The sequence below is a fragment of the Myxococcales bacterium genome, assembly GCA_016699535.1.
Taxonomy (GTDB): domain Bacteria; phylum Myxococcota_A; class Polyangia; order Polyangiales.
The window spans coordinates 1,734,299-1,748,588 of sequence record CP064980.1 but is presented as its reverse complement, the minus strand read 5'-3'; the positions used below and the strand labels follow the sequence as shown (position 1 = coordinate 1,748,588).

Genomic DNA, 14,290 nt, shown 5'->3' with positions numbered 1-14,290 from the left:
AGCACTTCTTATTCGCCGAAATATGATATTCTCGGCCGCTATGAGCGTGAGAATACTATTCTTTGTAGTCGGTGGGCTTCTACTTTGTCCCAGTCTTGCAAGCGCGCAAAACGAATCAAATGCCGATCTGGAAGAGGCCCGTGCGCTGTATCTAGCAGGAAACGCCGCAGTCCAATCCGGACGCTGGGCCGATGCCGTCAAAAACTTTGAACGAGCTTATGAGCTTTCAAAAGTCCCAGCAGCTCTCTACAATCTTGGAATTTCCTTACGCGCACTTGGCCGCCACAAGGAAGCCAAAGACAGTTTCTCTTTGCTCCTTAGTAAGCATGGGAGCAGTTTGTCTGCCGCCATGAAACAAAGTGCTGAGCGATCGTTGCAGGAAGAAAAGCAACGCATAGCAGTGCTTGTTTTGAACAAACTTAGCTCGGATGTGAAGTACCAAATCACGATTGATGGAAAGCTTATCCCTGATACCGGAGCCCGGCCCCTCATCCTTGAGATCGATTCCGGTCAGCACGCTGTTTATGTCGAACGCGAAAACCATAAACTTTTTCGTTGGCAAGGCAACCTCGATGACGGGCAACAACAATCCGTCGACGTGGACACCCCACCCTTGGCAACCGAAAAGGCTACTCTCGACGTCATACCACCTGCACAGAACCACTTTTTGCAACCCGATCAAGCTCTAAATGCAGACACTGAAAGCAGCTCGGTGCTCGAAAGTCCTCTGTTTTGGACCATCATCGGGGTGGTTGTTATTGGAGCTGCGATTGGTGGCTATTTTTTGCTTTCACCAGCTGACGAACGCCTCTCGCCAATGTCGGACACGAGAGTTAAGCTATGAAATTCTCCTCTGCACTAAACAAGAGCATCGCCATCGCGCTATCCCTATGGGCCCTGGCCGGATGTAGCGCCGAGCAAAATGCTATCTTAGAAGTTCAGCTTACGCTCCCGCCATATTCGGCCAGTGGCGCTGAAGAGCTTTATGCACTAATCCAGTTTAGATGGGCTGAAAACAACCCCTTTAGTGTGGAGTGGGAAGGGTCTGACCCCGCAGGAGTTCGACTTGAAGCAAACGGTACCGTTTCCGAGGTTAGCGTGGTGGCAGACTCCCCTGAGGGCGACGTAAACTTAAGGGTTAAATTCTGTGCAAACCCCACATGCACTGCCTTGGGCGACGATTTGGCGGCAGAAAGCCGCTTTGTACTTGAAAATCCTTTGTATATTGGCGAACGAACCTTTTGGTCAGCCACCATCGCTTCAATACCATCGGACAAAGACAGCGAAGCTTTGATCGTGGATAAATGCGACATTGAAGGTTGCCTCGAAGGCGAAGCCAGCAGCTACTGCCGCAACGCTGGCACTCATTTTTGCGAATAGCCAAGGCCTTTCTAAATAATGGCCCTGACCTGTTCTCGATCACAGCATCCCTGACTTGGTGACAGGGACAAGACTCACCTCATCCCACACCGCAAGAAAGACAGCGAAGGCAAAAACCGAAGTTCTGGCCAAATTGCCAAAGCACTGGCAAACTAAAACAATGGGGCTTGCCGCACGCAATACAACTCCAAAGCGAATTGGTCGCTATGAGTTACTCTTTCCTATTGGATCAGGAGGCATGGCAGAGGTGTATGCTGCGCGTATTGTTGGCGAAGCAGGTTTCCAAAAACTCGTCGCGCTAAAACGTATGCACGGCGGCATGACGGGTAACGAAGATAATGTTACCATGTTTTTAGACGAGGCTCGCATCGCGGCAGATATTTCGAGTCCACATGTTGTATCGACTTTGGACCTCGGACGCGCTGAAGACGGCACACTCTTTATTGTGATGGAACTCGTCGTGGGTGTCCCACTAAGCTCCATCAACAAGACACTTAGTGGCGCTGAAAACGGGCCACGTCCCATTGGCATGCTCTGCGAAATTTTATCGCAAGCCGCCAAAGGTCTCCATGATGCGCATGAAGCAAAAACACCAACAGGCACCCCACTAGGTATCGTTCATCGTGATATTTCTCCTCACAACATTCTGGTTGGAGTTGACGGTAGAGTTAAGCTCACAGACTTTGGCGTAGCGCGTGCTGCCATGCGCAACACCCAAACCAGCACTGGCCAGTTCAAAGGAAAATTTGCCTACTTCTCTCCAGAACAAGCCCGGGGAGAAGACCTTGACCGGCGAAGCGACATCTTTGCTTTAGGCATAGTAACTTGGGAAGCACTAAGCGGGGAGCGTCTATTCAAGACCGAAAAGGAAAGCAATCCGTTAAACATTCTCGAGCGTATTCTGTGGCAAGATATTCGACCACTTCACGAGTTCCGGATGGATGTGCCCAAAGAAATTTCCGACGTTGTCAGTAAAGCTTTGCAACGTGACAAACTAGATCGCTGGCAAACTGCTGCCGAATTTGGATTGGCGTTGGAAAAGGCTATACGAGACAGCTATTCAAGATCGGAAACTTCAGGTCTTTCAGATTTTGTAAGAGAAGCAGGTGCAGTCCACCTTTCTTTGATGCAAGAGAACATACGGCGCGCTTTGCAGCGAAGCCGAAGCCAAGAATCCAACAAACCAGACAGTACCAGAGATCCAGAGCGCACAGAAACAGCGCTTACACATTTTGAAACCAGTCACACTCGCTCCATATCCTTATCCTCTCCATTCAAACGCTATGCCCCGTGGGTTGTCTTCATGGTTGCGGTTGCTTTCATTGCTTTCATAAGCGCTCGTCTTGGTAGCCAAGGAAGCGCTGCTCCTGCTCAACAGTCTGTTCCAACATCGAGCCCTTCAATCGCGCAACCTGAAAACAGTGCTGCAAACGCAGCCAACACGGAAACGACGAAGCAGCCGCTCGACGAAAAACTCAAATGCTCGAAACGGATTCGCTTTCTGGAAAAGCAGTTGAAGCAGAGCAGGCAAACGACGAAGCAAAGGCAGCACCATCTTCTAGAAGTGAAAGCAGTAGCCAGCGACGACGACGAAAACGAGCAACAGCTAGCAAAGAGGTAGCCCCAACGCCTACGTCTCCTTCCAAAAAATCCGGTAACGGCGTACTCGGCATTGACGCGTTCGACCAAGATTTAGGTAAGAAATAGCTTTTTTTCACCACACGAACGCACAATGTCGAAGAAATTTGGGACAAAAGCGCAGAAATTTCCCTGACTTCCGTGCTAAGCTTATAATTTGAACAATGGCCAAGACGCCCAGCGACGCAGAAGAAACGAAAACAGTCAAGGGTAACTTTACCCCTCGCGGTTCAACTTCGCGAGACCGAGCCTTTCTTACTGTTATAAGCGGACCCAACGTGGGTCGGATGTACCGCATCGACATAGAGAAGCGCTATGTTCTTGGTCGAAGCTCAAAAGCTGACATCCGACTTGATGGAGAGGGTGTCTCAAGGCAACATTGTCGTGTTCAACTCGAGAAAGACAAACTGCAGATTATCGATTTGCAGAGTCGCAATGGTGTGTATTTCCAAGGGAATCGGGTTGATCAACTCGAAATCAACGAGGGCGAAAAAATTGCACTTGGCTCTGATACCGTTTTACGTTTTGCCTATCACGATGAACTCGACGAAGAGTTTCAACAAAAGATGCTGGAATCTGCACTGCAAGATCCACTTACCAGTGCATTTAACAAACGCTATTTTCAGGAACAATTTTCTAAAGAGTTTGGCTTTGCTATCCGGCACAAAAGCATCCTCAGCGTTTTGATTCTCGATGTGGATAATTTCAAACAGGTCAACGATACCTACGGTCACCTTGCAGGAGATCATACGCTACGCACCTTAGTTGATCATATTCGCTCAAGCGTGCGAAACGAAGATGTTCTTGCCCGTTATGGCGGTGACGAATTTGTGATTATTGTTCGGAGCACACCCGCCGAAGGGCTTCGTATCCTTGCAGAACGATTGCGCGAAGAAATTCACAATCTCGAAATCTACCATGATGATAAACGCATCGCGATCACCACAAGCATCGGAGTTGCCACGCTATCAAAAAAGGAGTTTGAAGCGCCAAGTGACATGCTCGAGGCCGCAGACCAAGCCCTTTATGAAGCCAAAGAAAATGGTCGCGACCAAGTAGCTTATTTTAACGCCGAGCGTACGACCAGAGAAACACTTAGCTGATTGACTACGCCCCAATCAGCAGGAAGCTATCTCACAAGGATCGGTCCACCCAAAAGCGGAACGAGGTCGTAAGAGACCCGTTCTAGACGGGACTCTCTAGGCTTTGGCAACTGGCCAAAGAGGCAGTTCTTTTCGAAGATGATCAACACAACTCTGCAGCGAACCAGTGGTATCCAGTGGAAAATATTCTGAAGAATCGAATTCAGTAACCCTTTCCCACTGATTAACAAAGGCGTCGAAAATCTCCGCCCGTCCGTCGCTTACACTTTTTTCTTCAGCCCTCAGCTCCAAACGCTCAAGGCAAACAGCGCGCGAAGCTTTGCATTCCAAAAAGTAAAAGGGCACACCATGTTTTTCAGCCAAAACTTTTGCTTTGGCGCGATATTTTCGAGACGAAAACGAAGCATCCAAAACTACCGCTCTACCGCTTTGCAACACTTTGTCGGCATGCGCAAAGAGCATCTCATACACGTTGTCCGTCATCTCTTTTGCATAAGCGCCTTTGAAAGCTTCATGGGGAACAGCCGTCATTGGCGCTACACCAAGCACATGTTTCCTAACCCGGTCACTTTGCACAACGGGAAGTCCTACTTGCTGGCTAAGTGCATCAGCGACGGTACTTTTACCACTTGCGATGATACCACCGATCGCAACAACGCAATTTTTACTAAGCGCTTTCCTCGTCGCGGAAAGTGCCACCAGGTAGTAGCGACGCGCTTCAGCTATTGCTTTTTGCCGGGCCTGAGCAACAGCGTGCTCATCGGATGCCACAATGGACGCAACTTTGCCCCGGACCTGTGCCCGATAGCTTTGGTAAAAATCGATTAAACGATAGAAACCATAATCGTTGCTTTGTTGCGCGTACACCGAAAGGAAATACTCCGCTAGATCAACACGGCCATGCCACGCCAGATCCATGCTAACAAAGGCGATATCTGCGCAAACATCGGCGAAACGAAAACGTTCATTAAACTCAATGCAGTCGAGAATCGAAATGTGTTTTTGCGCGTCTAAGTAAATATGCTCGAGCCTCAGATCGCCATGGCCATCACAAACTCGTTTTGCAGCAATTCTCTCAAGAAAAAGCCTCGAGTTTCTAAGAAGAAAGCTACTATGCCAATGGTGCAGCTCATCTATTTGAGATTTGTCGAGATACCGTTCAAGGGTATCTTTTGTTTGTACAAAATTGCCTTCAACGTTCGCTTGAACCGCATCAACAGTTGCAAACTGCGCCGTGTACTCATCGCAACGGGCACGACTATGAAACGATGCAATGTGACTGGCGATTTTGACAATATCGCCTATGCTCAAAGACCCATTCGTCAACCGGATGTCCGCGCGATGCGTGTCCGGTAAACGTTTCATTCGCACAGCATAGTCAACTAGCTCGCCCTCGCCGTCGAAAACATACCGGCCATCCTGCTCTTTCGTCACATAACTCAAACCCAAGTAAACATCCGGTGCTAGACGTTGGTTAAGTGCAATTTCCGCCAGACACGCTTCTTTTCGCTTTTCCAACGTTGAATAGTCGAGAAAATCAAAGCAAACCGGCTTCTTTAGTTTATAGACAAGGCAATCGTCTAGAAACACCCAAGAAATATGGGTCTCAATCAACTTCATGCCCAAGTGCTGGAGCGCCTGGCTTAGTGCTTGCACAAGCTACCTTTACACCCAGAGCCGGATAAAGTCATGGACCACAAAACCAGGCTGAAGCCAGCAGGCGAAGCGCTGGAAGACCTTTTCGACGCTTCCTCAATTCGGCACCTATCTTTCGTTTTTCATTTCCTGCATGATAGGCAAAAGGTAAACTATCTGTACTGTGAAGTTTCTCGTTTTTCTTTGCTTTGGAGCAATCGCAAGCATGAGCTGTGGTCAACACAATGCCTCTGTTCGGCCCAATGCCGCCGCGTCAACTGCTGCGTTTTCTGATCGCAACGCCGAGCGCGATGCCATGGTTCGAGAACAGATCGAAAGTCGCGGCATTAGCCAAAAAGCTCTCTTGGATGCACTACGAAAAGTTCCCAGGCATGCGTTTGTACCCGAAGCTTATCAAGATCTCGCCTATGCAGATGGACCGCTTCCTATCGACTGGGATCAAACGATTAGCCAACCCTACATTGTCGCGCTAATGACTTCGTTGGCGCAGATAGAACCAGGCGATAAAGTTCTGGAAGTCGGCACAGGTTCTGCGTATCAAGCAGCCATATTGTCGAGCATGGGCGCGGAAGTTTATACGATCGAAATCGTAGAAGGCCTTGCCTTGCGTGCCCGAGCCACATTGGAAGTCTTAGGCTACACAGATGTTCATGCAATTCAAGGAGACGGTTACGCCGGGTGGCCCTCAGAAGCACCTTTTGACGCCATCATTGTAACGGCTGCTCCGCCCTATGTACCTCCAGCATTAAAAGAACAGCTTCAAACAGGCGGCCGACTCGTCATCCCGGTTGGCGTCGGCCATCAAAAATTAGTTGTGATTGAACGGGACAAAACGGGATTTAGCGAAAAAGAACATATCCCCGTAAGTTTTGTACCGATGACTGGCCAAATCCAAGAATCCGAAAAGCTTCGCGACTGAACAAAGCAATACTCTTTGAATGACGTATTTTGTGGTACAATCATTTCGTGGGCGCCAAAGCAACGCAGCTTTAAGGAGGCTATTATGACCCAGATCAAAACGATTCTCTGTCCTGTTGATTTTTCGGCAGTCTCAGACAAGGCACTCAGCTACGCTATCGGATTTGCAAAGGAGCTTGACGCTGAAGTGCACGTGATTCACGTTTACAACGTGCCGGTTTACGCGCTTCCAGAAGGTGCGGTCACCTTGGGTCCTGAAATCGTTGCCAAAGTCATGGAATCGTCTCACCAGGCCGTCAACGACTTAATAAGCAAACATAAGGACTCTGGAGTCACCATCAAATCAAAGCTCAAAGAGGGCAACGCTCACGAGGCCATCCTCGATGAGGCCCAATCGATCAAAGCAGATTTGATCGTGATGGGAACACGAGGACGTTCCGGTCTACCACGTCTGCTTATCGGTAGTGTCGCCGAGCGCATTATTCGCAGCTCGCATATCCCCGTGCTTACGGTCTCTGCGCACGAATAGAATCGGCATACGTCTTTCAAGGCATCTTGTATGCGCGGACTTTTCGCGAGATTTTCCTATCCGCGGCTTACGGCTTCGGGGCTCGTATGCCAAACGGGCTCGCGCGACGCTAGCGCCCACTCGGTAGGTACATAAGTACCATCCTTCTCACCCCTGTAGGCGCGCTCGCGCCTAGAAATATCTCGCGAAAAATTGTGTTTGCAAGCCGAGCTACCGCGCTTGATCTGCTGGGTGCTTTGTACGACCCTGAAAGAAGAGCACTCTAGGCAAACACAACGGTGCGGTTGCCGTAGACAATAACACGTGCACCCAAATGCCAGCCCACGGCACGTGACAGAACAATTTTTTCCAGATCTTTACCTTTGGCGATCAAATCGTCCACCGCATCACGATGAGTAATCCGAGTGACATCTTGCGCGATGATAGGGCCTTCGTCTAAATCAGCGGTGACATAGTGAGCCGTCGCCCCTATCAGCTTGACCCCGCGTGCATGCGCGCGATGATAAGGTTTGGCTCCCGCAAAAGCTGGCAAAAACGAGTGATGAATGTTGATGATTCGCTTTGGAAAGCGAGCCACGAAATCATCCGATAAAATCTGCATGTAACGTGCAAGCACAACCAGATCGATCTGATGCGCATTAAGCACATCTAACAGTTTTTGCTCTTGAGCAGCTTTGTTTTCTGCATCGACCGGATAGTGCTCAAAAGGTAGACCAAAACAGCGCGCTACATTGGCCAAATCGGGATGATTCGAAAGCACGATTTTGATATCCGCGTGAAGCTCTCCCGCCCTCCATCTCGCAAGCAAATCGTAAAGACAATGCGATTGCTTGGAAACCAACACCGCAACTTTCAAGCGTTGATCTGAAAAACGCAACTTCCACTGCATACCAAAGCGAGACGCCACCTTGGAAAACTCATGTGCAATGGCCCCCCTATCGAGGGCAAAACCACCTAGGCCCCATTCCACGCGTTGCAGAAACATCCCTTCACGCTGATCGGTGTGCTGATCGGCTGAGAGGATGCTACCACCATGTTTGAAGACAAACTCGGAGACCGCAGCAACCAAACCGGGTTGATCGGCACAGCTAATTAACAAAGTCGCGGTGGTTCCTTTTTGCATCGATTTGCTTCGTTAGTCTGCGATAGTTCACTCAACGATGCAAGGTCGCAATGCGAGAGCTTGCAAATGCAGCAGGCGGACTACCAGGGTACCAAGACCAATACGGCGCCTTATCTTTGCAGACACTACGATCGGAGGGTGGGCAGTAGATGCGCACGTGAAAATGATTACGGTGAGGATGACCGTGGCTAGGTTGCATCATCACTTTCTTTGCACGCTCGATCAGCACCGAAGGGGCTCCTCGACGACGCGCTTCTGCAAGCAGTCGTGCCTGAATTCCAGAAGAAACAAAAATATGCTGAACACGCGCATCACCATCGGCCACGAGCTTCGCTACCAATTCCCAGTTGCGAGCATCATCAAAACGCAACGCTGTATTGGCGCCTCGCCCTTTTCCATTGCGCCCAAAATTAGCAAAGGCCCATGGCTCAAAAACTTCGCCCTGTGCATTCTGCATATAAAACGAGATATCAACGTCTCGGCCGTTTTCATGGGAGCGATGACCCGCAATACGTCCACCCGATGCTTTTGAAAGTTCACCTACCGACAGCTTCGCTCCAGGCACGCGTGCCTCAACCCGTATGGCGGCGCGTTCTAAAAGCTGAACCAGTTCCCATGTGCCATAGAAGTTTCCATCTTTGGCATACTCCCCCGTGTAACGCAGATAGTTACTCGGGCGAATCTTCCAGCCATGCGAAAGCTTGCCATGCCAAGGAAAGCCAAAGGAAACACTTCTTTTTTCGCGTTCGCCGTCGTGCTTTGCGAAGGCGCCCACACTCGCAAAGGCCATGCACACACTCACCAAAGCAACGCAGCAACTAAAGAATCCAAAATCAGCAAGGCGCTTAGGAGACATCGGAGCCCCACCGGTCGAATATCGCAATCGGAGCAGACGCCGCATTCAAGACAAAACGATTGCTTTTGAGCTGTTTTCTGGGATTCCGTCTCACTCTCTAGGCCTACGACAAAGATCGCTTTAGGGGCAACTTTCTGGCAGACAAAACTGTCGATTTTTTGTTCTATTTAATGACAAACTTGGCGTTTTTCAAAGAAAAACATGACAGTTCTGTCATGCCGTGCATCTTGCAATTGCGCCTACCGAAGCAGCCGCATACAACGGAGCCATGAACGTTAGTTTTGCCCAGCTTCTGCGAAGCATCTTTTTCATGCCTATCGCGCGAAGCATATTCTTGATTGCATGCTTGACCGCGACCGTATCTGCCACGGCTCAAGAGCAAGCGAGCACCAAACAGATCTATCGACCCGCGCCAAGCAAACAAGCAGGGAAAAAAGATTTTACCTTGACCCTGCCCTCCCATCCCAAAGTCGTCGTCGTTCCCATCGATGAAACCATCGAGCTTGGCATCGCCGCTTTTTTGCGGCGCGCACTTAAACAGCACAAAGACGCAGACCTGTTGATATTAGACATCAACACATTAGGTGGCCGGGTGGATGCTGCAATACAAATGCGCGATGCTTTGCTTAAGGCGTCTGTCCCGACGCTTGCATTTATCAACCCACGGGCCATTAGCGCGGGCGCTCTGATTGCGCTTTCATGTGACCTCATTGTGGTTACAAAAGGCGCCACCATTGGTGCTGCGACACCAATTCGAGGAGATGGCGCCGAGCAATCCAAAGCGGTCGAAGAAAAAATGACTTCGTATATGCGCACTGAAATGCGCGCTACCGCTGAGGCCAAGGGCCGGCGTGGCGATTTAGCAGAAGCCATGGTCGATGCCGAAGTCGAAATCAAAGACGTGGTTCAATCAGGAAAACTTCTTACCCTTGATACCGATCGCGCTCTTGAACTAGGCATTGCCGAACTTCAAGCCGAGAGCATCGACAAAGCACTCAACATCTTCGGAGCAAAAAAAGCTAAAGTCATTCGCACGCGAATCAACTGGGCTGAACGTATTGCAAGACTGCTTACTGGTCCTATGCTTAGCGGCTTGCTTATGTCGATTGGCATGCTTGCCTTGTTCATTGCACTGTACACACAGAACTTTGGCATTCCTATTTTCATCGGCTTTGGCGCTCTATCGCTTTTCTTCTTCGGTCATCTCATTGTGCACCTGGCAGGCTGGGAGGAACTCGCTCTCTTTACCTTCGGCACGGTAATGTTAGCACTTGAAGCTTTTGTCATTCCCGGCTTTGGCATCACCGGTATCCTAGGCATTCTCGCAATCGTTGTAAGTCTCGCGCTGTCTTTGGTGGGCATAGATCTTGAAGTATCTTTGGGACTAGGCACTCTAACTCGTGCTTTCTTACGCGTTTTTACGTCGACTGGAATCGCACTCGTTGCCGGCGTTTTCATTGCTCGCTGGCTACCACGCACCAGCTTTGCAAAGCGCTTGGTGCTCGCCACAACCGAAGATGCTGGTGCTGGGTTTACCGCTGCCACTCCTGCCTCTGAAAGCTTGATCGGCAAACAAGGTAAAACGCTCACCACGCTTCGGCCGGCCGGCAAGGCATCCATCGATGGCAAGCGGCTTGATGTGGTAAGTGAAGCTGATTTTCTCGACATTGAACAACATCAAAGTGATCAAAGTCACAGGAAGTAAGATTACCGTGCGAAAGGTTGATGCATGAGTTCTGATTTCATTTTTTCTATCGCACTTTTTTGTTTAGGCTTTTTATTGTTGGCCGTTGAGCTTTTTTTGATCCCAGGGCTCGGCATTGTCGGGCCAATCGGCTTGGTCGTTCTGGCTGGCGGTGTTGTGTACGCGTGGACAACTTTGGGAAGTGTGTGGGGCTTAGCAGGCCTCGGCCTCAGTCTACTGATAAGTGTCCTAGGACTTTGGCTCTTCCCTAAGAGCAAAACTGCGAAAAGACTCATCTTAGACAATCCACAAAAAGGAAACACCGCGGCCAATACGGATTTTGGGTACTTGATTGGAAAGCAGGGCCGGGCGCTAACGCCATTACATCCTTCTGGTAGCGGCGAATTTGATGATGAGCGTTTTGATATCATCACCGATGGCGTCTATCTTGAAGCAGGACAAGAAATTCGTGTCATCTCTGCCCAAGGTGCTCGCATCGTGGTAGAAGCAGTCGAAGATTAAAGACATCGCTGAGTACTGTAAGGGAGCAAAAGAATGGAATTTGAACTGGGTGGTTTGTTTCTAGCAGTGATGGGTTTTGTTGGACTGTTGGTGTTTCTTTGGTTGATTCCTGTTCCTCTTTGGATTGCAGCCTGGTCCAGCGGCGCTTATGTGGGCCTTATGACTCTGGTAGCGATGCGCCTGAGACGCGTTCCTCCGAGCGGCATTGTTAATCCTCGTATCACCGCCATCAAAGCTGGCATTAATGTTGATTTATCTTTGCTCGAATCGCACTACCTCGCGGGTGGCAACGTGGGACGCGTTGTCAACGCTCTTATCAGTGCCGACAAAGCAGGGATTGAACTTGGTTTCTCACAAGCGGCAGCCATTGATTTGGCTGGACGAGATGTTTTTGAAGCGGTGCAGATGAGTGTCAATCCGCGCGTGATCAACACCCCAAAATTGCAGCAGTGGCCAAAGATGGTATTCAACTTCTAGTCACTAGCCGTATTACGGTACGCTCCAACATTCAACGTCTTGTCGGTGGTGCCACTGAAGAAACCGTTATGGCACGCGTTGGCGAAGGCATTGTCTCCACCATTGGTTCCTCGGAAAACTATGCAGTCGTTATGGAAAACCCCGATCGTATTAGTAAAAACGTACTTGGTCGTGGCCTCGATACCGGAACTGCCTTTGAGATTCTGTCGATTGACATCGCTGATGTCGATGTGGGCGCCAATATCGGTGCAAAGCTACTGACCGAAAAAGCAGAAGCCGACAAGCAAATCGCTCAAGCGCACGCTGAATCGCGTCGCGCATTGGCGGTGGCAGCCGAACAAGAAATGAAAGCACGCGTTCAAGAAATGCGAGCGCGTCTTGTTGAAGCTGAAGCGCAAATCCCAAAAGCCATCGCACAGGCATTTGAGAATGGCAATTTGGGGGTCATGGACTACTACCAGATGAAAAACATTGTAGCTGATACCGGAATGCGGGAGTCCATTGGCAAAGCTACCGATGGCGGTGGTGATCAGGAGCCTAACACGTGAAGCTCGCCTCAGCATCGATGAGCCATGAAGCTTTATTGCTGCGGTTGATTATGGCGGAAGCCTTAGCCAAACGAGGCCAAGGTCCGCTCGCCCGCCCTTACGCAAACCGCGAGAACTTAGTACTTGGGGCAAGTAAGCGAACTTTGAAACGTACAAGTAATCAGGAGAAATGAGCCATGCACTTCGAGGATATCGAACGTGCTCTTACGCTCTTAGCATTGATCTTCTTTCCACTCATCGAACGCTGGGCACGTAAACGACGCCTAGCGCAAATGGAGGAGAGTGAACAAAACGCAGCAACCCAAGTCCAGCAAGCTTCGAACGAGCCCCTCCATCTCCCGCCCACTAGCAGTGAGCGACCGTCTCTGAGTTCGACGATCAACGAAAATCTATTGGCGATGAGCACAGCGAAAACACAGGTCGCAACCTCGCGCGGCTCAGTCTTGGATTTACTTTATGATGCAGTCACCGAGCCTCTGAGAACCTTCGCCGTCACCTACGAGTTGGCTTGGCCTAGTTCAAGCCAGCTTCAGAAACGAAAACTCGCGAAAAGCAGAGCCACCGATCAACTCTCAACCTGGCCGACAGTGGCCCACGCCGCAGCGCTTGATTTTTTCTCGGGAATCCCAGGACTGCGCCAAGAGCTACATGGAATGTTGAGCTTGCCGTACCGGGCCCAGCTACCAAAAACACCCAAACATTTTGATCGACCCACCGTTCACTCGTTCTTTGGCGGATGGCTCGAAGACATCGTGGAAGATACGGTAGCAACCCTGTACCTCGGGCCCGTCTACACAGCCAGTTTGCTTGCTAAAGATCCTGAGGCGGTGCCACTTGCTTGGTACACTCATGATGGGGGAATTGACCTCTCAAAACTCGATCACGCTCCCTTGCTTATTCGAGCGCGAAGTAGCCTGACAGTTCTACAAGTACTTGGGCTAACAAAGGAGCACAATGAACTCCTAGCTCAATGCATCGAAAAACATGGCGAAACACTCGTTTTACCATCGCAAGATGGCTTTCTTGAAATACCTTTTGAGCATCTTGAAAATTTTCTCTCACACATCGTTGAGCTAAGCACAAGCAACGGACTGCAATCGCTCAGTGGGCATGCCTTAATCGACATCCCCGGCTTTGCTTATTTTCATGCTGAAGATCATGAAAGCAAACTTGCTGCCAAAGCATTCATGCACCAACGCCAGCCAGAAACGCATCATCCACGCAGTCTTTGGGTAGGCGCCATGATCGCAGCGAGCCAAAAACCGCCGGCCGCGTCTCAGATACAGAAACAATGCTCGCAACTCTTACTCGATCTAAGCACCCACTATCACCGCGACGCTTCCTGGGACATCAAACTCAAAAAGCCCAGATCGCAAATCGGAGCAAAGCTTCCTCACGCCTTTAGCAACAAAAAAATGCTCATTCAAAGCATCATCCTAGGCGAAGCCCTCAAAACAAAAACACTTTCTCGCTAGCCAGCGCTGTACTGTTCTGACAAGGCCGCGTGGAGCAGCAGAGCTGTGCCGGACCCTTCAAGACCACAAACTGCGGATACCAAGCATCTTAGCTATTCCCTCAAATATCTTAATGCGCCACGTGCAGACGCTCCGGCACAGCTCCGCTGCTCCACGCACGCAAGACCCACATACTTTGTTTAACAAAGCAAACCTTCTACGCTCGCAATTGCTCGGCAGTTAAAGGCCCAGCGAAAGAGGGTTCTGATCCTGAGCGTCTGCACGTGGCGCATGGAAATAAATAACGAGAGAAAAGAAGTTATCATCCATCCGCAGTTGATGGTCTTGAAGGGTCAGGATCAGAACCCTCTTTCGCCGGGCCCACTCCTCCGGACACGCCAA

The 14,290-nt window shown here is 50.0% G+C and carries 12 protein-coding genes and 1 pseudogene; 10 read left to right on the top strand and 3 right to left on the bottom strand.

What is annotated here, in order from left to right; genetic code table 11:
- Window positions 1-40 precede the first annotated feature (40 nt).
- From IPJ88_08340 to IPJ88_08325, 4 genes are all read left to right on the top strand, one after another.
- A complete protein-coding gene (locus tag IPJ88_08340; protein QQR91701.1) occupies window positions 41-844 on the top strand; it encodes a tetratricopeptide repeat protein in 804 nt (267 codons plus the stop codon).
- The gene (locus IPJ88_08335) at window positions 841-1,380 is read left to right on the top strand and encodes a hypothetical protein (GenBank protein ID QQR91700.1); all 540 of its coding nucleotides are present in this window, start codon (window positions 841-843) and stop codon (window positions 1,378-1,380) included. Before IPJ88_08340 ends, IPJ88_08335 begins: the two co-directional genes overlap by 4 nt.
- Before the next feature lie 160 nt (window positions 1,381-1,540).
- A complete protein-coding gene (locus IPJ88_08330; protein ID QQR91699.1) occupies window positions 1,541-3,001 on the top strand; it encodes a serine/threonine protein kinase in 1,461 nt (486 codons plus the stop codon).
- A gap of 181 nt (window positions 3,002-3,182) precedes the next feature.
- Window positions 3,183-4,121, top strand: coding sequence for a diguanylate cyclase (locus IPJ88_08325; protein ID QQR91698.1), 939 nt, complete (start codon window positions 3,183-3,185; stop codon window positions 4,119-4,121).
- 96 nt (window positions 4,122-4,217) lie between these two features.
- On the opposite strand, the gene IPJ88_08320 is transcribed toward IPJ88_08325, so the two are convergent.
- Window positions 4,218-5,777, bottom strand: a complete 1,560-nt coding sequence (locus IPJ88_08320; protein ID QQR91697.1) for a dephospho-CoA kinase — start codon at window positions 5,775-5,777, stop codon at window positions 4,218-4,220.
- Between the two features lie 205 nt (window positions 5,778-5,982).
- On the opposite strand from IPJ88_08320, the gene IPJ88_08315 reads away from it, so the two are divergent.
- Entirely contained in the window at window positions 5,983-6,696 is a 714-nt protein-coding gene (locus tag IPJ88_08315) for a protein-L-isoaspartate(D-aspartate) O-methyltransferase (GenBank protein QQR91998.1), read from the top strand.
- 84 nt (window positions 6,697-6,780) lie between these two features.
- Window positions 6,781-7,224, top strand: coding sequence for a universal stress protein (locus IPJ88_08310; GenBank protein ID QQR91696.1), 444 nt, complete (start codon window positions 6,781-6,783; stop codon window positions 7,222-7,224).
- 262 nt (window positions 7,225-7,486) lie between these two features.
- Here the strand turns inward: IPJ88_08310 and purU are convergent, their stop codons facing one another.
- Window positions 7,487-8,347 carry a formyltetrahydrofolate deformylase gene (purU, locus tag IPJ88_08305; protein ID QQR91695.1) on the bottom strand — a complete coding sequence of 287 codons (861 nt, stop codon included), beginning with the start codon at window positions 8,345-8,347 and terminating at the stop codon, window positions 7,487-7,489.
- 31 nt (window positions 8,348-8,378) lie between these two features.
- On the bottom strand, window positions 8,379-9,203 hold the full coding sequence (locus IPJ88_08300) for a penicillin-insensitive murein endopeptidase (protein ID QQR91694.1): 825 nt from the start codon (window positions 9,201-9,203) through the stop codon (window positions 8,379-8,381).
- Window positions 9,204-9,423: 220 nt separating this feature from the next.
- On the opposite strand from IPJ88_08300, the gene IPJ88_08295 reads away from it, so the two are divergent.
- From IPJ88_08295 to IPJ88_08280, 4 genes and pseudogenes are all read left to right on the top strand, one after another.
- A complete protein-coding gene (locus IPJ88_08295; protein QQR91693.1) occupies window positions 9,424-10,908 on the top strand; it encodes a nodulation protein NfeD in 1,485 nt (494 codons plus the stop codon).
- Between the two features lie 24 nt (window positions 10,909-10,932).
- The gene (locus IPJ88_08290) at window positions 10,933-11,409 is read left to right on the top strand and encodes a hypothetical protein (protein QQR91692.1); all 477 of its coding nucleotides are present in this window, start codon (window positions 10,933-10,935) and stop codon (window positions 11,407-11,409) included.
- Between the two features lie 33 nt (window positions 11,410-11,442).
- Window positions 11,443-12,434, top strand: a pseudogene (floA, locus tag IPJ88_08285) (flotillin-like protein FloA).
- A 176-nt stretch (window positions 12,435-12,610) separates the two neighbouring features.
- On the top strand, window positions 12,611-13,909 hold the full coding sequence (locus IPJ88_08280) for a hypothetical protein (GenBank protein ID QQR91691.1): 1,299 nt from the start codon (window positions 12,611-12,613) through the stop codon (window positions 13,907-13,909).
- The last annotated feature ends 381 nt before the right edge of the window (window positions 13,910-14,290 follow it).

Coding starts and splice junctions, on each gene's coding strand:
- IPJ88_08310 (QQR91696.1), top strand. CDS start 6,781: ATGACCCAGATCAAAACGATTCTCTGTCCTGTTGATTTTTCGGCAGTC.
- IPJ88_08280 (QQR91691.1), top strand. CDS start 12,611: ATGCACTTCGAGGATATCGAACGTGCTCTTACGCTCTTAGCATTGATC.
- IPJ88_08300 (QQR91694.1), bottom strand. CDS start 9,203: ATGTCTCCTAAGCGCCTTGCTGATTTTGGATTCTTTAGTTGCTGCGTT.
- IPJ88_08335 (QQR91700.1), top strand. CDS start 841: ATGAAATTCTCCTCTGCACTAAACAAGAGCATCGCCATCGCGCTATCC.
- IPJ88_08315 (QQR91998.1), top strand. CDS start 5,983: ATGAGCTGTGGTCAACACAATGCCTCTGTTCGGCCCAATGCCGCCGCG.
- IPJ88_08340 (QQR91701.1), top strand. CDS start 41: ATGAGCGTGAGAATACTATTCTTTGTAGTCGGTGGGCTTCTACTTTGT.
- purU (QQR91695.1), bottom strand. CDS start 8,347: ATGCAAAAAGGAACCACCGCGACTTTGTTAATTAGCTGTGCCGATCAA.
- IPJ88_08290 (QQR91692.1), top strand. CDS start 10,933: ATGAGTTCTGATTTCATTTTTTCTATCGCACTTTTTTGTTTAGGCTTT.
- IPJ88_08330 (QQR91699.1), top strand. CDS start 1,541: ATGGGGCTTGCCGCACGCAATACAACTCCAAAGCGAATTGGTCGCTAT.
- IPJ88_08325 (QQR91698.1), top strand. CDS start 3,183: ATGGCCAAGACGCCCAGCGACGCAGAAGAAACGAAAACAGTCAAGGGT.